The sequence below is a fragment of the Bradyrhizobium sp. JYMT SZCCT0180 genome (assembly GCF_018130165.1).
Classification (GTDB): Bacteria; Pseudomonadota; Alphaproteobacteria; order Rhizobiales; family Xanthobacteraceae; genus Bradyrhizobium.
This window is the reverse complement of the sequence record NZ_JAFCLZ010000038.1, coordinates 40943-65629: the sequence shown is the minus strand read 5'-3', so window position 1 is coordinate 65629 and position 24687 is coordinate 40943. Positions and strand designations below refer to the sequence as shown.

22 protein-coding genes and 1 riboswitch are annotated in these 24687 nt (G+C 63.5%); of the genes, 10 read left to right on the top strand and 12 right to left on the bottom strand.

From position 1 onward, the window contains the following. Positions 1 to 65: 65 nt before the first annotated feature. From JQ641_RS36325 to JQ641_RS36310, 4 genes are all read right to left on the bottom strand, one after another. Complete coding sequence (locus JQ641_RS36325; protein WP_212001875.1) at positions 66 to 1403, bottom strand: IS1182 family transposase; 1338 nt, start codon at positions 1401 to 1403, stop codon at positions 66 to 68. A gap of 212 nt (positions 1404 to 1615) precedes the next feature. Further along, positions 1616 to 2701 (bottom strand): lipocalin-like domain-containing protein, encoded by a 1086-nt coding sequence (locus tag JQ641_RS36320; RefSeq protein ID WP_212001873.1) that lies wholly within the window; start codon positions 2699 to 2701, stop codon positions 1616 to 1618. Further along, positions 2691 to 5153, bottom strand: coding sequence for an ABC transporter permease (locus tag JQ641_RS36315; RefSeq protein ID WP_212001868.1), 2463 nt, complete (start codon positions 5151 to 5153; stop codon positions 2691 to 2693). Before JQ641_RS36315 ends, JQ641_RS36320 begins: the two co-directional genes overlap by 11 nt. Further along, positions 5150 to 5824 (bottom strand): ABC transporter ATP-binding protein, encoded by a 675-nt coding sequence (locus JQ641_RS36310; RefSeq protein WP_212001866.1) that lies wholly within the window; start codon positions 5822 to 5824, stop codon positions 5150 to 5152. Before JQ641_RS36310 ends, JQ641_RS36315 begins: the two co-directional genes overlap by 4 nt. Positions 5825 to 6137: 313 nt before the next feature. Between JQ641_RS36310 and JQ641_RS36305 the strand changes: the two genes are divergently transcribed. From JQ641_RS36305 to JQ641_RS36295, 3 genes are all read left to right on the top strand, one after another. Beyond that, positions 6138 to 7409 (top strand): MFS transporter, encoded by a 1272-nt coding sequence (locus JQ641_RS36305; protein WP_212001864.1) that lies wholly within the window; start codon positions 6138 to 6140, stop codon positions 7407 to 7409. Positions 7410 to 7449: 40 nt separating this feature from the next. Beyond that, the gene (locus JQ641_RS36300) at positions 7450 to 8529 is read left to right on the top strand and encodes a hypothetical protein (RefSeq protein WP_212001862.1); all 1080 of its coding nucleotides are present in this window, start codon (positions 7450 to 7452) and stop codon (positions 8527 to 8529) included. 112 nt (positions 8530 to 8641) lie between these two features. Then, positions 8642 to 9679 (top strand): N-acetylmuramoyl-L-alanine amidase family protein, encoded by a 1038-nt coding sequence (locus JQ641_RS36295; protein ID WP_249151133.1) that lies wholly within the window; start codon positions 8642 to 8644, stop codon positions 9677 to 9679. A gap of 32 nt (positions 9680 to 9711) precedes the next feature. Here JQ641_RS36295 and JQ641_RS36290 read toward each other — a convergent pair whose 3' ends face one another. Next, positions 9712 to 10284, bottom strand: coding sequence for an outer membrane protein (locus JQ641_RS36290; RefSeq protein WP_212001860.1), 573 nt, complete (start codon positions 10282 to 10284; stop codon positions 9712 to 9714). 180 nt (positions 10285 to 10464) lie between these two features. On the opposite strand from JQ641_RS36290, the gene JQ641_RS36285 reads away from it, so the two are divergent. After that, the gene (locus JQ641_RS36285; protein ID WP_212001858.1) at positions 10465 to 11757 is read left to right on the top strand and encodes an enoyl ACP reductase FabMG family protein; all 1293 of its coding nucleotides are present in this window, start codon (positions 10465 to 10467) and stop codon (positions 11755 to 11757) included. A 172-nt stretch (positions 11758 to 11929) separates the two neighbouring features. Continuing rightward, positions 11930 to 12121 (top strand): hypothetical protein, encoded by a 192-nt coding sequence (locus tag JQ641_RS36280; RefSeq protein WP_212001856.1) that lies wholly within the window; start codon positions 11930 to 11932, stop codon positions 12119 to 12121. Between the two features lie 87 nt (positions 12122 to 12208). Here the strand turns inward: JQ641_RS36280 and JQ641_RS36275 are convergent, their stop codons facing one another. Together JQ641_RS36275 and JQ641_RS36270 are read right to left on the bottom strand one after the other, a co-directional pair. Beyond that, positions 12209 to 13951, bottom strand: coding sequence for an N-acyl-D-amino-acid deacylase family protein (locus JQ641_RS36275; RefSeq protein WP_212001854.1), 1743 nt, complete (start codon positions 13949 to 13951; stop codon positions 12209 to 12211). Positions 13952 to 14029: 78 nt separating this feature from the next. Then, complete coding sequence (locus JQ641_RS36270) at positions 14030 to 15268, bottom strand: MFS transporter (RefSeq protein WP_212001853.1); 1239 nt, start codon at positions 15266 to 15268, stop codon at positions 14030 to 14032. Positions 15269 to 15458: 190 nt separating this feature from the next. On the opposite strand from JQ641_RS36270, the gene JQ641_RS36265 reads away from it, so the two are divergent. Continuing rightward, positions 15459 to 16712 (top strand): ATP-grasp domain-containing protein, encoded by a 1254-nt coding sequence (locus JQ641_RS36265; protein WP_212001851.1) that lies wholly within the window; start codon positions 15459 to 15461, stop codon positions 16710 to 16712. 100 nt (positions 16713 to 16812) lie between these two features. Here the strand turns inward: JQ641_RS36265 and JQ641_RS36260 are convergent, their stop codons facing one another. Then, positions 16813 to 16968 carry a hypothetical protein gene (locus tag JQ641_RS36260; RefSeq protein ID WP_212001849.1) on the bottom strand — a complete coding sequence of 52 codons (156 nt, stop codon included), beginning with the start codon at positions 16966 to 16968 and terminating at the stop codon, positions 16813 to 16815. A gap of 159 nt (positions 16969 to 17127) precedes the next feature. On the opposite strand from JQ641_RS36260, the gene JQ641_RS36255 reads away from it, so the two are divergent. Beyond that, complete coding sequence (locus tag JQ641_RS36255) at positions 17128 to 17367, top strand: hypothetical protein (protein WP_192735553.1); 240 nt, start codon at positions 17128 to 17130, stop codon at positions 17365 to 17367. An 82-nt stretch (positions 17368 to 17449) separates the two neighbouring features. On the opposite strand, the gene JQ641_RS36250 is transcribed toward JQ641_RS36255, so the two are convergent. The 4 genes from JQ641_RS36250 to JQ641_RS36235 all read right to left on the bottom strand — a co-directional run bounded on the left by JQ641_RS36250 (position 17450) and on the right by JQ641_RS36235 (position 21494). Continuing rightward, positions 17450 to 17737, bottom strand: a complete 288-nt coding sequence (locus tag JQ641_RS36250) for a hypothetical protein (protein ID WP_249151132.1) — start codon at positions 17735 to 17737, stop codon at positions 17450 to 17452. Continuing rightward, the gene (locus JQ641_RS36245; RefSeq protein ID WP_249128059.1) at positions 17734 to 17982 is read right to left on the bottom strand and encodes a transcriptional regulator; all 249 of its coding nucleotides are present in this window, start codon (positions 17980 to 17982) and stop codon (positions 17734 to 17736) included. Before JQ641_RS36245 ends, JQ641_RS36250 begins: the two co-directional genes overlap by 4 nt. A 115-nt stretch (positions 17983 to 18097) precedes the next feature. Beyond that, on the bottom strand, positions 18098 to 19114 hold the full coding sequence (locus JQ641_RS36240) for a DUF6925 family protein (RefSeq protein ID WP_212001847.1): 1017 nt from the start codon (positions 19112 to 19114) through the stop codon (positions 18098 to 18100). 97 nt (positions 19115 to 19211) lie between these two features. Further along, positions 19212 to 21494 carry a TonB-dependent receptor gene (locus tag JQ641_RS36235; RefSeq protein ID WP_249151131.1) on the bottom strand — a complete coding sequence of 761 codons (2283 nt, stop codon included), beginning with the start codon at positions 21492 to 21494 and terminating at the stop codon, positions 19212 to 19214. A gap of 114 nt (positions 21495 to 21608) precedes the next feature. After that, positions 21609 to 21808: riboswitch (cobalamin riboswitch) on the bottom strand. Between the two features lie 134 nt (positions 21809 to 21942). On the opposite strand from JQ641_RS36235, the gene JQ641_RS36230 reads away from it, so the two are divergent. From JQ641_RS36230 to JQ641_RS36220, 3 genes are read left to right on the top strand one after another with little or no spacing between them, the layout of a single operon-like run. After that, positions 21943 to 22986, top strand: coding sequence for a FecCD family ABC transporter permease (locus tag JQ641_RS36230; RefSeq protein ID WP_212001844.1), 1044 nt, complete (start codon positions 21943 to 21945; stop codon positions 22984 to 22986). Further along, positions 22983 to 23765 (top strand): ABC transporter ATP-binding protein, encoded by a 783-nt coding sequence (locus tag JQ641_RS36225; protein WP_212001843.1) that lies wholly within the window; start codon positions 22983 to 22985, stop codon positions 23763 to 23765. Before JQ641_RS36230 ends, JQ641_RS36225 begins: the two co-directional genes overlap by 4 nt. Continuing rightward, a complete protein-coding gene (locus JQ641_RS36220; RefSeq protein ID WP_212001841.1) occupies positions 23765 to 24592 on the top strand; it encodes an ABC transporter substrate-binding protein in 828 nt (275 codons plus the stop codon). The genes JQ641_RS36225 and JQ641_RS36220 overlap by 1 nt, the downstream gene beginning before the upstream one ends. Positions 24593 to 24687 lie beyond the last annotated feature (95 nt).

Genomic DNA, 24687 nt, shown 5'->3' with positions numbered 1-24687 from the left:
GCGCGGTATTTGGCGCGGTAGGGCGCTGGCGATCGGAGGCTGCTTTCAAGGTCGATGGTGTCAGGTCATTGGGCTTGGAGCAGGAGCCTGTGCCCTGCGAGGACGTTGTTGGCGAGGGCAAGCCAGCGCAGCACTGTGAGCACTTTTTCGCGACCTCGAACCGAGAACTGGCGCAGGCCCCAGTTGCGGAAGCGGGCGTTGATGCATTCGCCCGGCGCCCGGCGTTTGTAGACGCTCTTGCCGTGAGGGCTTTTCATCCGTCTGCGCCAAGCGGCCGTGCCGGGGCCGTCTTCGGGGCGCGGCGCATAGGGGTCGGTCTGATGCTTGCTGTTGGCTGGCGGGCCGTAGACCTTGATCCCTTGGCTAGCCGCCCATTCGATGTCCTCGTTCTTGTTGAACCCGCCGTCGACAAGATAGCGCTTCGCACGACCATAAGAGGCTGCAAGCCGTTGCTGCATCGGCCGCATCAGGCCTCGATCCGAGCCAACGTTGGTCACATCCACGGCGATGGCGATCTGTCCCTCGGCAACGCTTGCGACCTGGCAGTTGTAGGCAGGACGGAAGCCACCATCGGCCATCTTCATGACCCGCGCCTGCGGGTCTGTCGTAGAGGCGCGCGGCTCGGAGCGCTTGCTCCCCTTCTTCTTGTTGTTCCTGTTCTCGCGGCCACGGCGCGCGCGGTGCGCTTCGATGGCCGCAAGCTGCTGGAGAGCAGCCGCAACACGCGCTTCGCGTTCGCGAGCCGCACGGTCCTCTGCGGCTCGGATGCGTCTGTTGCTGGCGTCGGGATCGTCATCATTCTCCTGCCGCAGGTGCTCGACCAGACGCTTGGCTTTCTTCAACTCCTTGTGCAGCTTCTTCCTGCGCCGGAACGAACTCGTTCCGGCCGAGGCGCGCACACGCACGCCATCCTGCACCACTTCATCAAGGTCGATCACGCCAGCTACCGAAAGCGAGGCAACGTGCTCCACCAGCAACTGCTCCAAAAGCTCCGGATGCGCCGTGCGGAACTCCGACAGACTGTGATAGTTCACACTCACCCCGCCGCACAGCCAACGATAGGCATCATGGCTCTCGCACAGCCGTGCCAGTGCCCGGGCACTCCCGACACCCTGGCTCGTGGCAAACAACCACAACGCCAGTTGCAGGCGCGGGCTGACCGGCGCTTGACCCGGACCATGGGCGCGAGCTCGAACGGTCTCTTCAAGGACGCTCAGGTCGAGCCGCTGGACATAGGCCCAGATCACACGGGCCGGATGTTCAGCCGGCAGCAGCGCCTCAAGATCCACTGCACGCAGCTCAACTTGATCGCGGACAGGCTCGCGAAGCCGGGGACTTCCCGGCCATTCCCGCCCGACCGCCTCAGCTTCAGGCAGATCACCAAACAGCGTCTCGCGTGACATCCGTGCCTCCATCGACCTTGAAAGCAGCGAATCATTCGACTCACGGTTCCGCAAACAAAAAAACACGCCAGATCACATAGATTCACAGCCTCTGAGGCGGCCGTGCGCAGCGCGGCCCTCGAAGGGCGACGGCCACGGGCCGTTCATCCTTCGAGGCTCGCGTTGCTCGCGCCTCAGGATGACGGATAACCTCCCAATCCGAGCGCGTGGTTCTAGTACCCCGTCATCTCCAGATAGCCTAATCCGCTATGACTGCCGCCAAAACTGATCGGGCCTTCCCAATAGGGAAAATTCGTTCCCATCCAGCTCTTCGGGTTGAGCGGCGTACAATCGATCGTGACAGCGAGTTTGGGAATCGCGATGCGCCAAGAGGTCGGGATCTTGCGGTTCGCGATCTCCGTGTAAGCCTGCGGCGTGAAGCTGATGTCTGCTGAAGCGAGCAACTCGGTGCTGCCGTCGCGCGCGACCCATTTGCCCGAGCCGTAATGCTGGCCGTCGGTCTGGCGCATCCGGTACAGCATCAGCTTTTCGCCGCTCTTGAAATGCAGCGACAGCCAGTCCCAGCCGCTCTGGTCGGAGGCCAGCGGCTGGCTGCTCCATTCGCGGTCAAGCCAGGCCTGTCCGGTGACATCGACCGTTTTGTCGTCGATGGTGAGGCTGCCTTTCGCCGAGAAGTGTGGCTGACTGTAGTAATAGGAGGCCTGCTCGCGCAGCGATTTGCGGCTGTAGCCGGCGTCGCCCTGCAGCACCAGCGGCCGGTCGGCATCGAGGCGCAGCGCATAGTTGAAATCGGTGCCTGAGGCCTTGAGTTCGAGCGGCGCCATGTTGGTCGCGTCGATGGGGCCAAGCCCGCGCATTTCCCAGGAATCGATCCAGGCGAGAAATGGATTGGCGTCAGCGCCAGCCTGACCGACGCCGCCGCGGGCAAAGCTCTCGCTGGTGCGATGGGTGTCGGCGCGCGTCACCGCGGCATGGCCCATCCAGAGCTGCTGATTGGCCCAGCCTTCCTGTTGCGTGCCCGGTTTTGTTGCCTGCCGGAACAATGTCCATTGCGCGCCATAAGGGACACCGTTGGCGTCAGCGAGATTGGCGGTCACGTACCACCACTCGATGCGGAATTCCGGATGCGGGCCGTGATCGGTTGGAAAAGAAAATGTCCGGCCGGGAGTGACGGCGCCATACCCAATGGCGCTTTCGCCTAGGCCGGCAAAGCCCTGTGCCAACGCCTTGCTTCCGAGCGAGGCGATCAACAAGCCGCTGGCAAAACTGCGGCGGGATATCAGGCCGTTACCGCTCATTGGCAAAGATCCTGATCAGGCTGGCCGGCTGCATCCGCGCCAGTCGCATCACCGGAAGCGCTGCCGCACAAAAAGCGGCCGCCATCGCGACGCCGACGAGCCACAGCAATTGCGCCGGGAAGACGTGGAACGGCAGCCGCCAGCCAAAGGCCTTTACGTTCACGATCGCGAGCAGGCACCATGCCACCAGGAGGCCCAGCGGCAGCGCGAACAGCGCGGTGATCAACGCGACCGACATCGTCTTGAGGAGTTCGATCGCGGCCAGCCTGCGCCTGGTAATCCCGATCGCCCATAGCGGCGCCAGCTGCGGCAGCCGCGAATTGCTCAGGGTCAGCAGGCTGGTGAGGAGCGCGATGCCGGCGACGCCGAGCGTGAAGGCGTTGAGCGCCGCAGTCACCGAGAAGGTGCGGTTGAAGATGCGCTTCGATTCCGCCTTCATCGTCGCCTGGTCGGCGACGTTGCGATCGTCGAGCCCGAACTTTTCCTGCAAAGCCGTGATCACCGCCGGAATCTGGCCGGGTGCGACGCGCAAGCCCATCCGTGTCAGCGGGACCTCCGGAAAGCGTCGCGTCAGTGCGGCGTAATTGACCGCGATCTGGCTCTTCGGATTGCCGTAGTCGGCATAGATGCCGACGATTTCCAGCGTCCAGTTGCCGCCCGGCGCCGGAATGTCGATGCGATCGCCGATCGAAAGCTTCAGGCGCCGCGCCAATTGTTCGCTGACGAGGCAGGTGGTGCCGGGACGAAGTCTGGTCCAGGCGTTCGCTGCCTGCTCCAACAGCGGCCAGCTGTCGCGATAGGTGGTGTGATCGGGCAGGCCCAGCACTTCGAGCGGCGCGCCTGCCAATTGCGTGTCGGCGCGGCCGCCGGGCAGGATCGCCTCGACCTCGGGCCGTTCGCGCAGCCAATTCCTGATCTCGGTCGCCTGGGCATTGCTGGACGCGCTGATATAGACATCCGCCGCCAGCCGCCCGTCGAGCCAGACCAGGAACGTGCGGTTGAAACTGCCGACCATGGTGCCCACGCCGACGTTGACCGCGAGCGCCAGCAGCAGCGCCATCAGCGCCAGCGACAATCCCGAGAGTTGCTGGCGGCTGTCGGCCCAGAACCAGGTGCTGAGCGGGCCGCGCGCATGCCGCTGGCCGAACGCGAGCACGACTTCCAGCAGCATCGGCAGGATCAGCGCCGCGCCGAGCAGCAGGGCCGCGAGCACGGCAAAGCCCGACACCAGGGAATCGCCGAACAATAAAAACGCGCCGGCGGCGGCGAATACGCTAAGCGCCACCGCGCTCTGGAACATCAGCCAGCGGCGCTGCGCCTGTTGCCAGGCGTAGGGCTGCGCGGCGGCGAGCAGCGGCAAACGAAGTGCCTTGGTCAGGCTGGTCGCCGCGGCCGCGAGCGCGCCCAGAATACTGATGGCGATGCCGGCGAGCCACCATTCGCCCTTTAGCGTCAATTGTCCCGGTATCTGCGCGCCGTATAGCCCGCGCAGGGATGCGGCGACGTCGGGCAGCAATGTCGCCGCGATCAGGTAGCCGCAGACGAGGCCGATCAGGCCTGCGAGGAACGCCAGCGACACCAGTTCGATCACCATCACGCTGTTCAACATCCGCGCCGACACGCCGCAGGCGCGCAGCGTGCGCAAGGTGGGCAGGCGCTGCTCGAAGGCAAGCCCGATGGCGGAGTTGACGATGAACAGGCCGACGAAGAACGACAGCAGTCCGAATGCGGTGAGGTTGAGATGGAAACTGTCGGTGAGCCGTTCGAGATCGGTTTCGGCATCCGGCGCAACCAGACGCAATTTGTCGCCGACGACATTTTCCAACGGCGCAGGTTTGCCCTTGGCCTTGCCGATCAGCAGGCGGGACAATTGATCAGGCATGTTCAGGAGATTTTGCGCGATGCCGATGTCGACGACCAGCACGCCGGGCACCAGCTGCGTCTGCACGCGCAGCGGCGGCAATGTCACGCCGCCATTGGTGACGGCTGTGGCGCCCTCGGTGAGCTTGAGATCGGAAAGCGTTTCCGGCGCCACCAGCATTTGGCCGGGCGGCGTCACGAAGGCTTGCAGATTGGCGGTTTCGACCCCGGGCGCGCTGCCGACCTCGCGCGGCAACGTCACGGGCTCGATGCCGAGCAGGCGGAACGAGCGCCCCCCGATCTGGATGCGGCCTTCGAGGGCGGGCGATACCGGCCAGCCGGCGCGGCGCAGATCGACGAAGAGTTGTTGCGGAAAGGTTGGACTGTCGCGGCCGACCAGCATGGCAGTCCGCGTGCCGCCGAATGTGGCGGCGGCGCGGTCATAGGAGGTGCGCGCCTGCTGATTGAGCGCCTGCACGCCGCTCCATAGTGCGGTCGCCGAAATCAAGCCGATCAGCAAGGTCGCGAGCTGCATCGGATGCCGACGCCAATGGCTCAGCAGCACGGCGAGCGTCCAGAGCGCGCGCCTCACGCAATCACCCCGGCGTGCAGATTGACCTGGCGGTCGAGCGTGGCGGCGAGCCGCGCGCTGTGCGTCACCATCAGGAAGCCACAGCCGCTGCGCGCCACGAGGTCGCGCGCCAGCGCCAGCACTTCGTCGGCGGTGGCTTCATCGAGATTGCCGGTCGGCTCGTCCGCGAGCAGCAGCAGCGGCTTTGTTGCGAGCGCGCGGCCGATCGCGACGCGCTGCTGCTGACCGCCGGACAGTTGCTCGGGATAGCGCCTGAGGAAATTCTTCAGGCCCAGACGCTCCACCAACTCGTGATGCCAGGCATCATCGTGGCGTCCGGCGATGCGCGACTGGAACACGAGATTGTCCTCGACGGTCAGGCTCGGGATCAAATTGAACTGCTGGAACACGAGGCCGAGGCGATCGCGGCGCAGTTCGGCGCGGCCGGCATCCGAGAGTTCGGAGACCAGCGCGTTGTCGAGCCTGATCGCGCCGCCATCGGCGGCATCGAGGCCGGCGATCAGGTGCAACAGCGTGCTCTTGCCGCTGCCGGATTCGCCGGTCAGCGCGACGCTTTCACCCGCGGCCACCGAAAGATTCACGCCGCGCAGCACCGCGACCTCCTCGCCGGCGGCGCGGTAGCTCTTGGTCAGGCCGTTCACGGTGAGCACGATTGATTCGCCGTTGGTCATGCGCTGGTCACGCGAGCTTCCGGCGCGTGGGGAAAGCCGGCTTGGCCAAAATGTCGATGTGGCGATAGATCGAACTGCCCATGAAATTCCCTTGGCGTGATGCCGTGCAACATATCAGGACCGCGATACCAGATCACGGCCTCAATATCGGGGACGACGGGATCGTGATCCGGTTGTAACGGTGCTATCAGGCGGCGCAAAGTTGCAGGGCGCCCCTCCGGTCAAAATGCGCAGTTGCGTTGCCGGGGAGGCCATGGCTAGCATCGCATGCCGAAGTCACTGAATCGGCAACGATAAACTTGGGGTAGCAGCCATGACTGAACATGTGACGCCCAAAGGCGCCTGGACAATCACATTTCTGCTGTTTCTGTTCATGCTGGTAAATTTTGCCGACAAGATCGTGGTCGGCCTGGCCGGCGTGCCGATCATGACCGAACTGAAGCTCGATGCGGAGCAGTTCGGCACGCTGGGCTCCTCGTTCTTCCTGCTGTTTTCGATCTCGGCGATCATCGTCGGTTTCATCGTCAACAGCGTACCGACCCGCTGGGTTCTGCTGGCGATGGCGGTGGTCTGGTCGGTGGCACAATTCCCGATGGTCGGCACCGTCAGCTTCACGACGCTGCTGATCTGCCGCATCATTCTCGGCGCCGGCGAAGGCCCGGCGTTCTCAGTCGCCGTGCATGCGGTCTACAAATGGTTTCCGGACGAGAAGCGCACGCTGCCGACCGCGATCCTGTCGCAGGGCTCGGCGTTCGGCGTGATCCTCGCGGTGCCGGCGCTGAACTGGATCATCGTCAATCACAGCTGGCATTATGCGTTCGGCGCGCTCGGCGTTGTCGGCCTGATGTGGGTGGTGGCGTGGCTGATCATGGGCAAGGAAGGCCCGCTGGTGCAGACGGTCGCGATGGCCGCCGCCGATCCCCGCGTTCCCTATTTTCAGCTCCTGACCTCGCGGACCTTCATCGGCTGCTGTGCGGCGACCTTCGGGGCCTACTGGGCGCTGTCGCTCGGTCTCACCTGGTTCACGCCCTTCATCGTGCAGGGGCTCGGTTTTTCGCAACAGGATGCGGGCTGGATTTCGGTGCTGCCCTGGGTGTTCGGCGCCGTGATCGTGCTGCTCACGGGCTGGATCTCGCAGGTGATGCTGACGCGGGGCTTTACCACCCGCGGCGCACGCGGTGTGCTGGGTTCGGTGCCGCTGATCATCGGCGGCCTGATTCTCGCGATGATGCCGTACTCCGCGCCGGGCGGAACGATGATCGCGCTGCTTGTGGTCGGCTCCGGTTTGTGCGGCTCGATCTATGTCGTCTGTCCGCCGATGCTCGGCGAGTTCACGCCGGTGCAGCAGCGTGGCGCCGTGATTGCGATCTATGGTGCGATCTACACGCTGGCGGGGATTATCGCTCCCCTCGTGATGGGAAGCGTCATCAAGCACGCGGCGACGCCGCTCGACGGCTATTTGACCGGCTTCACCATCAACGCGGTCGTTATGGTGTCGTCGGGACTGCTCGGCCTGCTGCTGCTGTGGCCCAATAGCGAGCGGGCGCGGCTGCTGGCCCAGGCCGCACAACCGAAGTTCGCGTGAGCCAATGGCCCGTTACAAGCTCCATTGCATCGGCGCGCCCATGACAGCACTTGCGCTCGCGCTGTCGTTCGCGCTGCCGATGGCCATCGGTTTGACAGGCAACGCGATGGCGCAGGGTGCGCTCACGAAGACGCAATCGGACGCGCTCAATGCGTACAATGATGCGGTAAAGAACTTCGAACTGGTCCTGGGACAGCGGCGCGCGCAGATCAATTCGAAGCAGCCGCTGCCGAACCTGCCGGGACAGGCGCTCTATCTGGCGCGCAACAAGATGCTGAGCGCCTACAAGGATCTCACCGACGCGCTGCCATCCAAAATCGGCGGGCCCAACAAATACGAAATTCCGCCGGCCTATTTCAACGTGGCTACCGAGCCGCTGCTCGACGAGTACCGGAAGCTTTTCGATGTGATGCAGGCGCCGCCCGCCAGCGCGCAAAAATCAGATACCCCGTTCAAGGACGTCGTCGATCTGGGAACGGCGATCGCGCGCGCCAAAGGCCTTGATGCTGTCAATGCCGAGGCGGCGGGCCGGATCAGCCTCGGGCTGTTCTTTGCCGAGACCAATGGCAATCAAACCATCGGCAATGCGCGCTCGAACAAGTACAAGGGCAGCCTGCAGACCGGCACATCGGAAGATCTGAACGGCCGCAGGAAGTGGGTGGCAATCAAGCCGTCGATCGCAGCTTTCGATCCTGCGCTGATCCGGCGCGACGACAGGGAGGAGGCGCGCGCCGGCAATATGGATCACCGGTTCAACCACTGGACCTCGGTGCGGGATGCCTTGATGAACGCGCATGCGGAAGTTTTTCCGCAGGTGCCGTCGATCGTGAAAACGCTGCCGGACCCGATCGATCAGATGAAGCTGTTCGAGCTGATCCAGATTATTCCCGCGCCGACGAAATCCGCGCTCAAGTCAGGCAATTTACTCAACTACCGGATTTCCGATCCCAGGATCATGGGATTCTTGCGGAACAACAGCGTTTTTACCTTTGGACAGGCCGACAGGGCGCGGACGTCCGCAACCATGCGCGAAATCCTCGATGCGATGTGGCTGTTCAATGCCAAATTCGAACAGGCGCTTGCCAGGTTCAAGGAGATCAAGGCGGGGCAAAAGGTTTGAAGCCGGGCGGTGGAACCTTGCAACCGGTAACTCATGGTTCATACTCCCGGCCGATGCTGTCCGATGCGGTCATGAAGCGCGCATAGAAGGTCACTCTGGGGGAGAGTGGGGATTGCCGTCGATAAGGAAAACATTCGCAGGCCTTGGCGGTTGGCCCCGCTGCCGCACCATCGTCGCCGCGATGGCCGCCTTGCTGCTTCTGCCGGTCGAGGTCAGCCATGCCGGCTGGCTGTCTGATGTCTTCAAGGGCACGTCAAAGCAAGTTCAATCGCCAAAGCGTCAGGCGCCAAAGCAGAGCTCATCGCCAAGGCGCGCTGCCGCGCCAAAGTCGGCCGCTTCGTCAAAGCCTGCCAGGGTAGCGAAGCCTGCCGCCGCGCCCAAGCGCCGCACGGCGAAGGTTGTTGCCCCGAAGGCGGCGGCCAAGCCGTCGGATTCGAAGGCGGTTGCAACAACCTGCGAACCGTCAAAGTTCCGGATCGTTCTGGATGTGGGGCATACCGCCCAGTCGGAAGGCGCCATCAGCGCCCGCAACGTTTCCGAGTTCGTCTACAATTTGCGGCTGACGCAGCGGATCGAGGAGAAACTGAAGGCCGAAGGCTTTACCGAGACGAAGTTGCTGCTGACCGAAGGCAAGGCGAGGGCCAGCCTGGTCAAGCGCGTCGCCGCGGCGAACAATCTGCCTGCGAATCTGTTCCTGTCGATCCACCATGACTCCGTGCCCAAGAAATTTCTCGAGGACTGGGAGTTCGGCGGCAGGAAAAGCCGTTTCAGCGACCGCTTCAGCGGCTATTCGGTGTTCGTCTCCAGCAACAACCCGGAATACAAGGCGAGCCTTTCGATCGCCGAACTGCTGGCGAAGGAAATGAAAGCCCAAGGCCTGAAATATGCCGAGCAATATTCGCAGGCCATCATGGGCCGCTACCAGCATCCGCTGCTGAACAAGGAAACCGGTGTCTACAGCTACGACAAGCTCATCGTGCTGAAAAAGACCAGGATGGCTGCCGTGCTGCTGGAGGCGGGCTCGATCATCAACCGGGACGAAGAACTCCAGATGGACTCAGCCGAACGCCGGGGCATCATCAGCAGCGGTGTTGTCGCGGCCATCAAGGAATATTGCGATCGTCGATGGGGCATCCTCGGTCCGCTGTGATGGCGGCGACGGCGTCAGTCGGAAAGCCTGCGTCAGCGGGGAGCGCTGGGGATAATCGAAGCGCCGGGCAGCGAATTGATTTCACTGTCGATGGGGGTGCTCTGGGATCGCTGGGTGTAGCCGAAGCCGAGCGACAGGCTGAGATTCGGCGCCGGCTGGAATTCGATGCCCGCATTCGCGCGATAACCCGGCAGCGTGCCGGACCTCTTGTCGAACGCCGCAAACGGGCCGCCGATGCCGCTATCGTATTTCAAGGTTTCGAAGCCGGCATAGAGCGAAACGGGCAGGCCGCCCGCGCTTCCGAAATTGTAGCCGGCCTGCATGCCCTCGTAACGGAGCGAGCCGAAATTGCCGAACGCGCCGGCCTGGTTGATGCCGTTCCAGTTCATTCCCGCAGGAATGCTGGTGCCGCTGATAAACATGCCGTTCTGGAAATTGTAGCGCGCCGGGGAGTCCTGCTCGGAGGGCAGGGTCCCGCCAAAGCCGAGGGGCCAACTCGGGCTCCAATAAGGCACGGGGGCGGCCTGGGCGTGGGCCGTCCGCCCGCCCAGACAGAGCGCCGCCAGAACGAGCGCGAGACCTAATCTGCCTGCAAAAATCGACATCCGTACCATCGCCAAACTTCCCCGGATCATACCCTCCAGGTATCGGGAACGCCAGCACGGAGCCCTATCGATACTCGGCCTGATACTTGGCTTCATACTTGGGTTCAGGATGGAACCGATGTACTTGGTACCGGTCAATTTGATAGTATTCGAAGAACCTCTCCAGCCAAGGATATCCGCGTGCAAAAGTTCGAGCCGCTTCGTCAGGTCAACCCCGTTTCAGGCTACGGCAAAAACGACGTTCTGGTCATTTTCGGCGAGGTCTTTGCCCGAGGTTACGTCAACGGCCTGATCGATGAAGCCAAGAAGGCCGGGATGACAGTCATCTATGGCACGGTCGGACGCCGCGATGAAAATGAGCAGCTGCGTCCCCTGACGGCGGAGGAGTTGGCCGAGAAAGACCAGCCGCTGGTCAACGTTCCCCTGGAATGCGGATTCGATCTGGCAAAATCGAGCAAGGGCCTCAGCCCATGCGACCAGCTCAAGGGTCTAAAACTCAGCGAGTGGGACAAGGCCACGGTTGATCTTGCGCAGGTGGAAGAATCGCGCAAGGCCGGCCGCGAAAATTTTCGCGCGCGCGTGCAGCAATATCTGGTCGAGTTGCAAAAGCAAATTCCCGACGGCGCCAAGGTCCTGATCGCTCACACCATGGCCGGCGGCGTTCCGCGCGCGAAGATCATGATGCCTGTCATGAACCGGGTCTTCAAAGGGACCGCTACCTCTTCCAAGGAGTTTTGGGAAGGCGACCTCGGCCGGCTCTGCGAAATGAGCTTTATGGATGTGAGCGCGAATAGTCTTTCGGATCTGATCGAACTGAGTGCCGGGCTACGCGACAGCGTCGCCAAAAACGGCGGTCAGGTTTCCTACGTGGCCTACGGCTATCATGGCACCGAGATCCTGATTGCCGGTGAGTATCATTGGCAGAGCTATTCACCCTACCTGCAGGGTTTCGCGAAGATCGAACTCGAGAATATCGCGCGGCGCGCGACCGCGGATGGCGTGAAAGCGAGCGTCTTCAATGCGCCGGAGATACTGACCAATTCAAGCTCGATCTTTCTGGGTGTCGAAGTGGCGCTCTATCCGCTGCTCGCCGCCTTCAAGAAAGAGGCGCCCGATCATCCGGTCACCAGGAAACTTCTGGCCGAGTGTGCTGACCTGCTGAAGCCCGAACACAGCCTTGAGGCACTGATCGAACTCACCGACAATTATTTTCGGTCAGACATTATCCAGCGCTGGACCAAGTTCGAACAATGGCCGCAGCACAATGGCCCCGAGCAGATGGAATTGATGCACGCCACGTCGAAAGCAATTATCGACATGCACAAGGACGGCCGCAAGCTTCTCACGGCGGCGCTGAGTGAAATCGTGTTCAAGGCCTGCGGATACGCCATGCTGCATGAGGCATTGAATCCCCGCCAACCGGTATGGTGGGTCGGCCATCAATTTGTCACCCAGGCTGCAACCAAGGCCTGACGCGCCGCGGCGCCAAACTTCGGTCGTGACACCCCGCGCACCGGTTTGCCCGGGCGTGCACCTGTGCCTTGCGATCACCCCGATTTGAGCGATCTTGAGGCCGTCACAGATTGCGGCAGTGCGGTAGGGACCACACATGGGAAGCGGGGTGGCTGATTAAAGGATATTCGCGATGCGTTTTGTGTTGGCCCTGGGCCTTCTGATCGCCTTTAGTGCTTCTGCCAGCGCCGCAAAGAAGGTGCATCACGCCAAGCAGCGGCATGTCATTGTCCGTGCCGTCCAGCCGGTGGACCCACGCTTTCCGCCCGTGCTCATGGACCAGACCCCGAGATACGATGATCCGTCCAAGTTTGGTGGCGGCTGATCTGCGACGACCGCGTACAAGCATGCGATGATGGCATCGAAGCGCGGTGACGCGCTCGACTTCGATTGCAGTTAAGCCAATCCCGCGTCAGCCCGCCGCCGCGCCGAACTTCGGTTGCGATCCCTGCGCGCCGCGAACTAGTTTGCCGGGGCGTGCGCCGGTCGCCTTGCCGCCGCGCTGCGTCACTACTCCAGAGACGATGGTGGCATCGTAGCCGTCGACCTGCTGCATCAGCCGGCGGCCGCCGACCGGCAGATCGTAATGCACCTTCGGCGGATGCAGATGCAGCTTGTCGTAGTCGATGACGTTGACGTCGGCCTTGAAGCCAGGTGCGATCACGCCGCGATCATAGAGGCCGACCGACAGCGCGGTCTTGCGCGACTGCGCCGCCACCACGAACGGGATCGAGAGTTTTTCGCCGCGGCTGCGGTCACGGGTCCAGTGCGTCAGCAGATAGGTCGGGAAGCTGGCATCGCAAATGATGCCGCAATGCGCGCCGCCGTCGGAAAGACCCGGCACCGAATGCGGATCGCGCAGCATCTCGCGGGTCGCATCGAGATTGCCGTCAGAATAATTGAGGAACGGCACATAGAGCATGCCACGGCCTTCTTCGGTCAGCATCGCTTCATAGGCGAGTGCTTCCGGCTGCCGGCCCTGACGGCGAGCCTGCGCGCCCAGCGTGTTTTCCGGCGGCTGTTCGTAATCCGGCGGATTGCCGAGCAGGTACATCTTGTCGTAGTTCGGGCGGAAGAATAGCGGATCGTCGGTCGCGGTCGCATGCTCGCTCAGGATCGCCTTGCGCATCTCAGGCTGATGCAGGCGCTTCAGGCGTTCCTCCAGCGGCAGGTGGGCGATCGCCTTGTAGCTCGGATGAGTCTGGAACGGGTTGCGCGACAATTCGAGCCCGAGCATCAATCCGACCGGACGTGCAGGGATCTGCGCGGTGATGTCGAGGCCGCGCGCAGATGCTGCGCTGATCATGTCGAGCGTCTTGCGCCAGCGCTGCGGCTCTTTGTCGTTCTGCGTGATCGAGAACGTCACCGGAATTTTGGTGTTCTCGGCCACCCGCAGCATCATCGGAAGATCTTCGTTGATGGTGGAGAGGTCGAGCACGAACTGCAGTACGCTGCGGCCCTGGCCGTGCATCGCGGCGGCAATCGCGGTCAGTTCGTCCTCGCCGGCCTTCAAGGTCGGCGTGTAGTCGCCGGTCGAGGTGCGGTGATTGAGCGTGCGCGAGGTCGAGAAGCCGAGTGCGCCCGCGCGCACGGCATCCGCGGCAAGCGCCGCCATCGCCTTGTTGTCTTCGGGCGTGGAGGGATCGCGGCGCGCGCCGCGGTCGCCCATCACATAGACGCGCAAGGCCGCGTGCGGCAGTTGCGCGCCGACATCCATGTCGAAGCTTCGCTTCGACAGCCATTCCATGTAATCCGGAAAGCTTTCCCAGGCCCAGGGAATGCCGGCGCTCAACACCGGCTCCGGAATATCCTCGACGCCTTCCATCAGCTGAATCAGGCGGACATGGTCGCTCGGCCGGCACGGCGCGAAGCCGACGCCGCAATTGCCCATGATCGCGGTGGTGACGCCGTTCTGCGACGACGGCGTAATCTCCTGGCTCCAGGTGACCTGGCCGTCATAATGGGTGTGGACGTCGACAAAGCCGGGCGTGACCAGTTTGCCCCTGGCGTCGATCTCTTCCGTGCCTTTCCCGGAGACCTTGCCGACCTCGGTGATGCGGCCACCCGAGATGGCGATATCGGCTTCATAGAGGTCGCCGCCTTTGCCATCGGCAATGTTGCCGCCACGGATCACGAGGTCATGGGAACTGGTCATGGCGATTCATCCCGGGTTGAATTTTTGTTGCCTCATCATCGGATATCCCCTGATGCAGTCAACGGCCGGGAATGAGGTTCAGGAATGCACCACGCTTGTGACCGGGCCCTCCGACCGCGCTTTCGGTTTGCGGTCGGTGATCAATGCGAGCAGGACCGTCAGGACCATGAAGGCGACGGAAGCGCCGAACACCCAATGCGGCATGTGCTGATCCATGATCCAGCCGAACAACAGCGGGCTCAAAATGCCGCTGAAGTTGAAGCCGGTGGAGACGATGCCGAATGCGCGGCCGGCCGCACCCGGAGGGGCGGCATTGCGCACCAGCATGTCGCGCGAGGGCGCGATCACGCCGCCGAGGAACCCGGCGATGCCCATCGCCGCGGTCAGCACCACCGACGGCAGGGTGGTCGTCGCGATCACCAACATGATGATGGCGTTGACGCCAAAGCAGGCGGCGGCGACCTGGCCGTGGCGCGTGGTGCGGTCGGCGAGATAGCCGCCGGCCAGCACGCCCGCCGCACTGGCGCCGAGAAACGCGGTCAGCGCGATATTGGCGGCGGAGAATGTCACGCCGTAGCCGCTCATCAGCGCGACCACGCCGAAATTGCTGATGCCCGCGTTGGAGAGGCCCAGCAGCATGAAGAAGAACGTCAGCATGATGATCGCCGGCGTGATGACGCTTTGCCTGTGGGGTGTCGCGCCATCCACTTTGCGGTCGGCCGAGCTCGCATCGGGAATGCCGACCACGATCAACAGCAGCGCCACCACGGGTCCGACCGCGCCGGCCACGATCAGCGCGCCGAGACCTCCGACCCAAGCGACGAGTGCCGCCATGATCGCGGGCGCCACCGCGCCGCCGAGGAAGCCCGCAAACGTATGGACCGAAAACGCGCGACCCATCCGCCTTACATCCATATGCGCCGAGAGGATGGCGTAGTCGCAGGGGTGATAGACGCTGTTGGCGAGGCCGAGCAGCGCCGCACAGACGATCAGCGAGGTGTAGCTCAGATGCATGCCGAGCATGATCAGCGCGAGACCGCCGACACAAAGGCCGATCAACAGCACCTTGCGCGCGCCGATATGGTCGGCGAGATAGCCGATCGGCGCCTGGGTGAGACCAGACACCAGCCCGAACACGGTCAGGGCGAAGCCGAGCTCGATGTAGCCGACGCCGAGCTGTGCCTTGAGGTAAGGAAACAGCATCGGCAGCACGAAGATATGGAAATGGCTGACCCAATGGGCCACCGAAATTCCCGCCAGCGTGCGCAGAGAACTGTCCGCTTTCACGTGCTGCGGTGCGGTCAGAACATCGACCATATCAGCGTCAAACCCCGTCTCGATCTACGGCCCGGCAAAGGCTGGCTTTTGAAAATGCCCGCCGAAAATAGTGGTTAGCGGTTATTTGTCCATGAATACCGCTGCATGGCTGCCCCGGCGCAGGGTACGAAGGGGCCAAATGCGTCAATAAGTTCAGGGACAAAGTCGGCGGGCGCGGCAATGATCCGGCATGATCGATCCGGGGAAGCCGCTCCGGGTGCTGGTGTCAGAAGGTTCCAGTACCTCCGCCCGCGAGGCCATCACGATACTGGGCCTGACGGGCCATCATGTCGAGGTTTGCGATCCCTCCGCCCATTGCCTGGCGCGGTTCTCACGCTTCGTCCGCAAATTTCACCGCTGCCCGGGCCTGCGCACGGACCCCGCCGGATTTCTCGCGTTTGTCGAGCAATTGCTGGCGCGCGATCGTTTCGATGTGCTGCTGCCGACGCACGAGCAGGGTTTTCTGTTTGCGCGGATGCGCGCGCGACTGGAGGGCCGTACCGGTGTCGCGTTGCCTTCATTCGAGAGCTATCGCACCGCGCACAGCAAGGCCGGATTCAGCCGGCTGCTCGATCAATGGAAGCTGCCGCAGCCGCCGACGCGGATCGTGAAATCTGCACGCGCGTTGCGCGACGCCGTCGGTTTTCCAGCCGTGGTCAAGACCTCGATCGGCACCGCGAGCCGCGGCATCTGGTTCGTGCGCAATACGGATGATCTCGAAATGGCGCTGCGTGATCTCGGCGCCGGCGATGCCTTCGCCGATGAGGTGCTGGCGCAGGACCTCGTCACGGGCACCACCGAGAAGGCGCAGTCGGTATTTTGCCGGGGACGGCTGGTCGGCTTTCATGCCTATCGACAAGTCGCCCTCGGCGTCGGTGGTGGCGAGACAATCAAGCAAAGCGTGGGCCGGCCGATGGTGCGCGCCTATCTGGAGACAATCGGCGGGCAACTCGGCTGGCACGGTGCGTTGTCGGTCGACGTCATCATGCCCGACGATGGCACGGCGCCGCTCCTGATCGATTGCAACCCGCGGCTGGTCGAACCGGTCAACGCCTATCGCGCCGGCATCGATCTCGTTGGGCTATTGCTGCGTGTCTCGCAAGGCGAGACGCCGGAGCCGTTGCCGGAAAGCCGCGAGGGCGTGCTCACGCATCTTGCGATGCAGGCGCTGCTCGGTTGCGCATCGCGCGGCGGCACGCGGGGCGATATTATCCGGGAATGCGGCCGGGTGTTTACCGCCAGCGGACCCTACGCCGGCAGCCGCGAAGAACTCACGCCGGTGCGGCTGGACTGGTTCAGCGCCGTGCCGCTGGCGATGACCGCAGCATTTCTGCTGGCCTCGCCGTCGTCAGCGATCAAACTGGCGCGTGGCGGTTTTGGCGCGCATCTGCTCGATGTCGGAAGTATCCGGAAGATTGAGAGTGAAGAGTTTCTCGAACCGTAGGGTGGGCAAAGGCGCACTGCGCCGTGCCCACCATCTATCCACAAACCATCGTTCTGAATGGTGGGCACGCTTCGCTTTGCCCACCCTACGCTAACGCGGCCTACAACGGCTCGTCGTCATTGCCGTGGCGGTCACGTTTGGGCGTGGCGATGTCGCCATCCTCGTAATCGTCGTCTTCGACAGGCGGGCCTTTCGGCTTTATCGGCTTGTCGTTGTCCTGCCTGGGAGGCTCGCTGTTCTTCCCGTTTCCACCCATATCGTTCCTTTTCGCCGGCTTAGCCGGCTTTATCCGGTGGAAGGTACGCATTCACCGCAATCCGACCGACTTTGCGCAATATACTAGCGCCAGCAACACGAATTTTCCTTGCCCTTTTTGCCGATACGGCTTCAAACGGGGCAATCAAACGGAGTCAGAATGAAGAAGCCTCGTATCGAAACCGAAGAACAGCAGCCCCGCAAAGTCATTCGCGCCGACAAGGCGCCGACGTCAGGATATTCGCTGGTGGTCGACGGTCACTTCAAATCGCACCACGACACGGTCGAAGCCGCCGAAGAGGCGGGCACAGCGCTGAAGAACAAATTCCAGATGCTGCAAGTGCAGGTCTATGACGCCGAGACCAAGACGCGCTCGATGATCCATTGGCCACCGGCGTAACGCTGCAAGCATAACTTCAGTGCTGAAGTTAAGGCTGAGCTCAGAGAGCTCAGCCTTGTCCCTGCTTCAGGGTCTTCCGATCTTAGGTCCGTCGTCCGCCGCTTTGCTGGCTCGCCAGCCAATCGCCCAATGCCGGGGTCGGCCGCTTCTCGGCCGGCTGTTTCGATTTGGCCGCGGCCTTCTTTGCCTTGACGGGAGCCGGAGGTGCGGCGGCTTCGCGGGCAAGTCGCAACGCCTTCAGCTTCGCCATGTTGTCGAGCATGGCCCTTGAGGCCGCATCGCGGTCGGCCTTGCCGGACCGCGCGTCCTGGGCTGCGCGGGTGGTTTTATCCAGACGCGCCTGGGCGCGGTCGCGATCATCTTTGCTCATTTTACGTCAGCCTTCTTCGCCACTTTGGCTTTCGCTTTGGGCTTGGCCTTCGGCTCGGGCGGATTGGCAAGATCCTCAGCTTCCTTGGCCAGCCGCAGCGCGCGCAGCTTTTCAGTCCGCTTGCGAATTGCGATGTCGGAGGCCGCGATCTCTGCCATCGCCTTGATGCCCTCGACCTCCTGGGTACGCTTGCGGTGCAGCCGAATCTCTTTCATTTCGGCCGGACTCTTCGGTTCGTCGTTCATCATATACCTCTGGAACCGCGACGCATGCCGTCGGGGGGTGTTTCGGCGGTAATACCACGGATTGCGCCGCTGGGGGCGCGAATTTGGCTCGAAAACGCCCCGTTATCGGGTTGATTCAGCCCTCATGGTGAAGAGCGGCGGGATCATCGCCGTCTTCAGGACCGCTCTGGTCGAAAGTGGCCAGCCACGCGGCCAATGTCGTTGAGACCTGACCTTCGGCTTTCACCTGGCGCAGCGCAATGCGGATGCCGGCGCGGCCGTGACGGTCGCCGGCGATCGCCACCGGCGGTTCCCCCGCCAGCACCGCATCGACGACGCGCCGCTTGATCGCCAGCGTTTCGGGATCGCCGCACGCCGCCAGGATCCGTTGAAAACGCTGGTGATGTGTCCGGTCGAAAGGCCGGGCTTCGCCCATTCCGTCACGCAACGGGTGCGGCGGATAGATGTGCGCGCAGGGGATCCAGCCTTCGGGAACCGGCTCGGTAGCTGCATGGGTCCGGCCGCTCTTCAGCAGTCTTGGCAGCACATGCGTGTGCGGGCCTTCCGGGCTCTTGCCCGAGGGCGGCGGGATCGGCTGATAGACCTCGATGCGGCCGAGCCGGCTGATGAAGACGCGATGCGGGTTCGCGCCAAGGATCATCCCCATCGCGGGATTGTCGTGTTCGAAGATGGCGCGGCCGCAGAGTTGGCGCAGCCGCGCGGCGAGATCGGGGTCACTGACGCGCACGCAGAAATCCGCCTGCAGCGCACCGAGGCCGAGATCGAACAGGAAGGATTCGCGGTCCTCCGGCCGCAGCGCGTCGCGATCGGCGCCGATTTCCGTCAGCGCGTTGCGGCCGTTCATCGCGCAATCGCCTGCCGGCAGGCACAGCGCGATCCGATGGCTCCAGCCTGATTTGCTGATGCTCTCGGAGGCGAACGGCCGGCTGTTGCCGTTGGGATTAAGCGCAATGCCGCCGCGCGGCGTCACCGCTGCAACGGCCTCGATCGATTGCGTCAGCCGCACCGGCTCGTCGCGGTCGCGGGCGAATTCGGCGATGGCGCCGAACGTGCCGAGACTCCATTGCGTATCGGGATCGGCTATTTCCCGCTGCAACAGATCGGTCGCCGCGACGGCGGAAACATCAGGCATCAACCAGCATTCCCTTAACCCTCGGGGCTAAAGAGAATACTGGCTTGTCGGGTCAGGACAAGCCGGTCCGGAGCGGGTCCCGGACCGGCGTCTTGGCTCAGAACGTCGCGCCGGCCTTCACCATGTAGGTCCGGCCCGGCAGCGGATAGGCGCTGAAGCGGCCGTCGGTGAACGTGCTTGCGATCGCATAGTCGTAGTACAGCGCGTTGAGCACGTTGTTGACGCTCACCGACCAGAAGAAGTGCTGATATGCCCCGCTCAGCTTGAAGTCGATGGTGGCATCGGCCGGGATGCGGCGCTGGGTATTCTTCTGGTCGTTGTCCATGTAGCGCTCGCTCCAGCCGCGCACCGTGGCGTCCGCAACCAGATAGTTCTGCCAGATATTCCACGTCACGCCGCCACTGGCGGTATAGCGGGACACCAGCGGAACGTCATTGCCGGCGAACTGCCCTTCACGGAACACCGCGCGGGTGTAAGCCACACCGCCGCGCAGCAGCACGCTGTCGCTGACGCGAAGCGAGGCGCTGGTTTCCGAGCCGTACCGGCGGGTCGGATCGAGGTTGGTGTTAAAGAACAGTGCCGGGTTGAAATGGATCTCGTTCTCGAGGTCCATGTTGTAGATGCTCGATTGCATCTGGAATCCGCCCGACTTGATGCGGAAGCCGCCCTCGATGTCGTGCGAGGTCTGGGTTTTCAGCTGGAAGGTGCCGGGAATCGGGGTGAAGAAGACAGGATCGAAGGAGGGTCCGGAGGACAATCTTTCGTCGACATTCGGTGTGCGGAACGCGCGGGCGGCGCGGCCGAATACCGAGACGATATTGTTGAAGCGATGTTCGAGGCCGACATGCAGCGCGTGCTGGACTTCGCTGCTATCCAGCGGAAGGTTCTGAGCGCCGCATGTAAAAAACAGGGCGCAATTCGGCGGATCGTTAAGACGGTCCCGCGCACTCAGGCTGGTGTTCTGGATTCGCGCGCCGTACGAGAAATCCGTTGTCGGCAACAGCCCAAGGGTTTGCTGCCAATAGCCGGCAATCGTTCTCTGCGACAGATCGTAGGTATGGATCGGCGGTGTGCCCTTAAATTCCGGCCGCTCCTGGTGGAATGTCGCATCGTAATAATCAATGCCCGTCAGGATCGAAGAGGGTAGCCCGAACATTACGTTCTTGACGCTCAATCGAGGCGTCAGGGACCATGTCTGCAGATGGCTGTCGACGTAGCTGTTGGCAAAGGGACTGAAGAACGCGCCTTGTTGCTTTTTGTCCCGCACGCCGCCATCGATGATGAGATCGACGCCGTTCCACAGGGTCTTGGTGAAGCCGGCGGTGGCGCTGGCGCCCTGCTGGTTGCCGTAGTCGAGCGGCGTGGCGGCGCCGCGGCGGTTGGTGACGAGTTCGTTGAGACCAATCGATGGATCGACCAGCCGGCCGCCGGGTAAGCCGAGCTTCTGATCGTCGCCGGTCACCGTTACGAAGGCGGTGAGGCCGGGCGTGGAGTAGTTGAGGTTGCCGACCCCGTTGCGCTGTTCGAGCGCGTTGTTGACGCGGTAGCCGTCGGACTTGATGGCGTTGCCATAGAACGACGTCGACCACGGCCCGAAATTGGTCGCGGCCGAGACCGAGGCCATGCGCTGGTTGAAGGACCCGACGCCGGCTTCGCCGCGGATCGCGACCGGGGGACCACCGACGCCGTTCTTCAGGACGATGTTGATGACGCCGCCGACGGCATTGTCGCCGTAGAGCACCGCGCCGCTGTTGCCGCGGGTGATTTCGATGCGCTCGATCGAATCGCGCGGAATGGTCGAAAAATCGACGCCGGCCATGTCGATGTCGTTGAGCCTGCGGCCGTTGATCAGCACCAGGGTATTGGAGGTCGCAAACGCACCGAATCCGCGCAGATCGACGCTGGTCTTCGCGCCGTTGACGCCGCCAAACAGGCTGGTCAGTTGCACGCCCGGTGTTTGCGCGATGATTTCCTGCAAGGTCTGCGCAGGCGAATGCGCGATTTCTTCAGCCGTGATGACGGTTGCCGAAGAGCCGACGATGCCGGCGAATTGCCGGACCGGCGCTCCGCCGCCGCCCTGACCATCGCCTTGCGACGCGACGTTGGAGCCGGTCCCCGGCGCAGGGTTCCGATTGCTTGACGGCCTCGGGTTCGGCGCGACGACGCGGCGCGTGCCCGAGCCCTGATCGGACGCAGGCTTGGCACGGGTCCGGTTCTGGTCGCCGGGCGGGTTGACCTCGATCACCGGCAGTTGATCGGCGGCCGCGGCCGTCTGCTGGGCCTGCGCGCCGGAAATGCCGAGCGCCATGATCGGCGCCAGAAAGCTGGATGCCAGCAAAAGATGGCGGCGCCGCTTGGCGACTAGGGTGGTGGAAGACATGGTTCAGGCCTCGGTATGACGTCAGTGGCACGTCACAGCGAACCAAGTCCCACCATTGTGCTGCAAACAGCTCTGGTGAAACTAATGCCTGTACTCCCCGACCGACATCTTCGCGTGTGACCACGGCTGACGGCAGGTCTCCTGGCTTGCGGGTCGTTACCTTTCGTCGCCTTCCCAGGACCGAGAATCCCAGTGGCGTAGGACGAAAGATTCACCGCTTACAGTTGCGGGGGCAGCCGCGGAATTGGGGGACTGTCCCCGCACCGCATTCCCTTTTGATCCCCAAAACGGGAACCGTCGAAAATTATGGTAGAAGTTTGTCAAAGATAGAGTCAATCCCATCAGGCCTCGCCTCCGATCCTCACTGGACGAGTGCGTCTTTTATGTCGCATGAGCAGTACCGTTCGAACGCGTTGTGCGGTACGGGCTGACCGTTCGGGGACGATCGATGAGTGTTGAGACCATCATGGCTGCCAACGAGGAGGCCGCGCGGCGCCGGATTGGCGTGACGGCCGCGCTTGCCGGCCTCGTCGGGCTGCTCGTGCTGATCTCGCTCGGCATCGGGCCGGTGCGGCTGTCGCCGCTGGCGGTGATGGAAGCTCTGCTCGGCGGCGGCAGCGATGTGGCGCAGGTGATCGTGCAGGAAATCCGTCTGCCGCGGACCATTCTGGCGCTGGCGATCGGCGCCATCCTGGGAATGTCAGGCGCGTCGCTGCAGGGCCTGCTGCGCAATCCGCTGGCCTCGCCCTCGCTGTTCGGCGCGCCGCAATCGGCGGCCTTCGGCGCGGTGCTGGTGATCGCGCTGGGCTGGGCCGATGTGCGCTCCTATGCGCTGCCGGTCGTGGCGATCATGGCCGCTTTCGGATCGGTGTTCGTGCTGCTGACGATTGCCGGCCGCAATGCCGGGCTGCTGATCCTGATCCTGGCCGGTCTTGCGATTTCGAGTCTGGCGGGTGCGGCGACGGCGCTGGTGATGAACCTCTCCAGCAATCCCTTCGTGGTGCTGGAGATCGCGTTCTGGCTGCTGGGCTCGCTGGAGGATCGCAGTTTTCAGCATGTGATGCTGGCGCTGCCGTTCATTATTGCCGGTGGCATCATCCTGTTCAGCCAGCGCCATTCCTTTCGCGCGCTCAGCCTCGGTGAGGAAACCGCGCAGAGCCTCGGCGTCGATGTCGGGCGCTTGCGGCTGATCGTGATTACGGGCGTGGCGCTCGGGGTCGGCGGCGCGGTTGCGGTCACCGGCACCATCGGCTTCATCGGCCTCGTCGCGCCGCATCTGATGCGGCCCTTGATCGGCCACGATCCGGCGCGGCTGCTGGTGCCGAGTGCGCTGGCAGGCTCGGCGCTGCTGCTTGCCGCTGACATCGCGGTGCGGATCATTCCCTCGACCAGCGACATCAAGGTCGGCGTGCTGACCTCGATCATCGGTGTGCCATTCTTCCTCTATCTGATCGCGCGCGAACGCCGTGCGCTCGGGGGAGGTGTCGCATGAGCGAAGCAGCTCTTCTCACCGCCCGCGGCGTGAACGTGACGCTGGCCGGCCGCCATGTGCTCAGCGATGTCTCGCTGTCGCTGACCGCGGGGCATCTGGTCGCGCTGGTCGGGCCGAACGGCGCCGGCAAGACCACGCTGCTGCGGGCGCTGTCAGGGCTGCTGCCGTCCCGCGGCGACATCCACATCGGCGGCGATGCGCTGGCCGACCTGTCGTTGCGCGAACGCGCAAAACGATTTGCCTATCTGCCGCAGGGCCACATCGTGCACTGGCCGCTGCCGGCGCGCGACATCGTGGCGCTCGGTCGCTATCCGCATGGCGCGACCGATCCGGCGCGGCTGTCGCCAAAGGATACTGACGCCGTATTGCGTGCGATGCAGGCCGTCGATGTGGTGGAGTTCAGCGAACGCCGCGTCACCGAACTGTCCGGCGGCGAGCGCAGCCGCGTCGCGCTGGCGCGCGTGCTCGCGGTGGAGGCGCCTGTCATCCTCGCCGACGAGCCGACCGCTTCGCTCGATCCGCGCCACCAGATCGACGTGATGAAGAATCTGCGCGCCACCGCCGACAAGGGCGTGCTGGTCATCGTGGTGACGCACGACCTTGGCCTCGCCGCACGGTTCGCCGATCATGTGCTGGTTCTGAAGGAGGGCCGGCTGGTGTCGCAGGGCGCGCCGGTGGAAGCGTTGTCGGAGCAGGTGATAGCCGACGTGTTCCGGATCAGCGCCTACCGCGCCGAATACCAGCGCGAGGCCGTGATCGTGCCGTGGGCGGACCTGTGATGCGCCGCCGGCTTGCCGTGCTGCTGGCGGTTGCGGCGCTGGCGATGCCTAGCGCGGCGCTGGCCGCTCAATTGCCGCGCATCGTGTCGATGAACGTCTGCAGCGATCAATTGCTGCTGTCGCTGGCCGATCCCGAACAGATCCTCGGGCTTTCGCGGTATTCGCGCGATGCCTGGGTGGCCGGTGACGTTGCGCGCTATCCAAAACTGTCGGGCGGCGCGGAAGACGTGATGCTGCTGAAGCCCGATACCGTCGTCGCTAATCTGTACGACAAGCGTTCGACGCGGGAATTGCTCAAGGCGCACGGGCTGCGCCTCGCCGAACTTCCGGTGCCGCGAACCTTGCCCGAGGTGAAGGACCAGATTCGCGAGTTCGGTGACATCGTCGGTCACCCCGATCGTGCGGCGGCGCAGATCGCGTTGCTCGATGCGGCATTGGCGCGGGCGCGCCAGGCTGTCGCTGCAAAACACTATCGGGTGCTGCCGCTTTCGCGGCGCGGCTGGGTGGCGGGCAGCGACAGCTTTGTCGGCTCGCTGCTGGCCGAGACCGGGCTGTTCAACACGGCCGGCGATCTCGGCTTCAACTTCGGCGGCTTCGCCTCGCTCGAGGCGATCGTGAGCCAGAAACCGGATTTGCTGCTGGTGTCGCAGGCCGGCGATTTTGCGCGCGACGACGGCCAGGCCTTTTTGCTACATCCGGCGCTGGCGCGGTTCTATCCGCCGGAAAAACGCATCGTGATTCCGGAACGGTTGACCGAATGCGGTGGTGTGATGCTGGCGGAAGCGCTGGATGTGTTGACGGCGGAATTGAAGCGGGTGGGGCGGTAACGCTCGTAGGGTGGGCAAAGCGAAGCGTGCCCACCATTCCTTGCAGTGATTTGGATGGTGGGCACGGCGCAAGCGCGCCTTTGCCCACCCTACGT

Excerpts from the sequence above, each read along its gene's own strand:
- JQ641_RS36325 (WP_212001875.1), bottom strand. The coding sequence starts at position 1,403 with ATGTCACGCGAGACGCTGTTTGGTGATCTGCCTGAAGCTGAGGCGGTC.
- JQ641_RS36320 (WP_212001873.1), bottom strand. The coding sequence starts at position 2,701 with ATGAGCGGTAACGGCCTGATATCCCGCCGCAGTTTTGCCAGCGGCTTG.
- JQ641_RS36310 (WP_212001866.1), bottom strand. The coding sequence starts at position 5,824 with ATGACCAACGGCGAATCAATCGTGCTCACCGTGAACGGCCTGACCAAG.
- JQ641_RS36305 (WP_212001864.1), top strand. The coding sequence starts at position 6,138 with ATGACTGAACATGTGACGCCCAAAGGCGCCTGGACAATCACATTTCTG.
- JQ641_RS36300 (WP_212001862.1), top strand. The coding sequence starts at position 7,450 with ATGACAGCACTTGCGCTCGCGCTGTCGTTCGCGCTGCCGATGGCCATC.
- JQ641_RS36290 (WP_212001860.1), bottom strand. The coding sequence starts at position 10,284 with ATGTCGATTTTTGCAGGCAGATTAGGTCTCGCGCTCGTTCTGGCGGCG.
- JQ641_RS36280 (WP_212001856.1), top strand. The coding sequence starts at position 11,930 with ATGCGTTTTGTGTTGGCCCTGGGCCTTCTGATCGCCTTTAGTGCTTCT.
- JQ641_RS36275 (WP_212001854.1), bottom strand. The coding sequence starts at position 13,951 with ATGACCAGTTCCCATGACCTCGTGATCCGTGGCGGCAACATTGCCGAT.
- JQ641_RS36270 (WP_212001853.1), bottom strand. The coding sequence starts at position 15,268 with ATGGTCGATGTTCTGACCGCACCGCAGCACGTGAAAGCGGACAGTTCT.
- JQ641_RS36265 (WP_212001851.1), top strand. The coding sequence starts at position 15,459 with ATGATCGATCCGGGGAAGCCGCTCCGGGTGCTGGTGTCAGAAGGTTCC.
- JQ641_RS36260 (WP_212001849.1), bottom strand. The coding sequence starts at position 16,968 with ATGGGTGGAAACGGGAAGAACAGCGAGCCTCCCAGGCAGGACAACGAC.
- JQ641_RS36255 (WP_192735553.1), top strand. The coding sequence starts at position 17,128 with ATGAAGAAGCCTCGTATCGAAACCGAAGAACAGCAGCCCCGCAAAGTC.
- JQ641_RS36250 (WP_249151132.1), bottom strand. The coding sequence starts at position 17,737 with ATGAGCAAAGATGATCGCGACCGCGCCCAGGCGCGTCTGGATAAAACC.
- JQ641_RS36245 (WP_249128059.1), bottom strand. The coding sequence starts at position 17,982 with ATGAACGACGAACCGAAGAGTCCGGCCGAAATGAAAGAGATTCGGCTG.
- JQ641_RS36240 (WP_212001847.1), bottom strand. The coding sequence starts at position 19,114 with ATGCCTGATGTTTCCGCCGTCGCGGCGACCGATCTGTTGCAGCGGGAA.
- JQ641_RS36235 (WP_249151131.1), bottom strand. The coding sequence starts at position 21,494 with ATGTCTTCCACCACCCTAGTCGCCAAGCGGCGCCGCCATCTTTTGCTG.
- JQ641_RS36230 (WP_212001844.1), top strand. The coding sequence starts at position 21,943 with ATGAGTGTTGAGACCATCATGGCTGCCAACGAGGAGGCCGCGCGGCGC.
- JQ641_RS36225 (WP_212001843.1), top strand. The coding sequence starts at position 22,983 with ATGAGCGAAGCAGCTCTTCTCACCGCCCGCGGCGTGAACGTGACGCTG.
- JQ641_RS36220 (WP_212001841.1), top strand. The coding sequence starts at position 23,765 with ATGCGCCGCCGGCTTGCCGTGCTGCTGGCGGTTGCGGCGCTGGCGATG.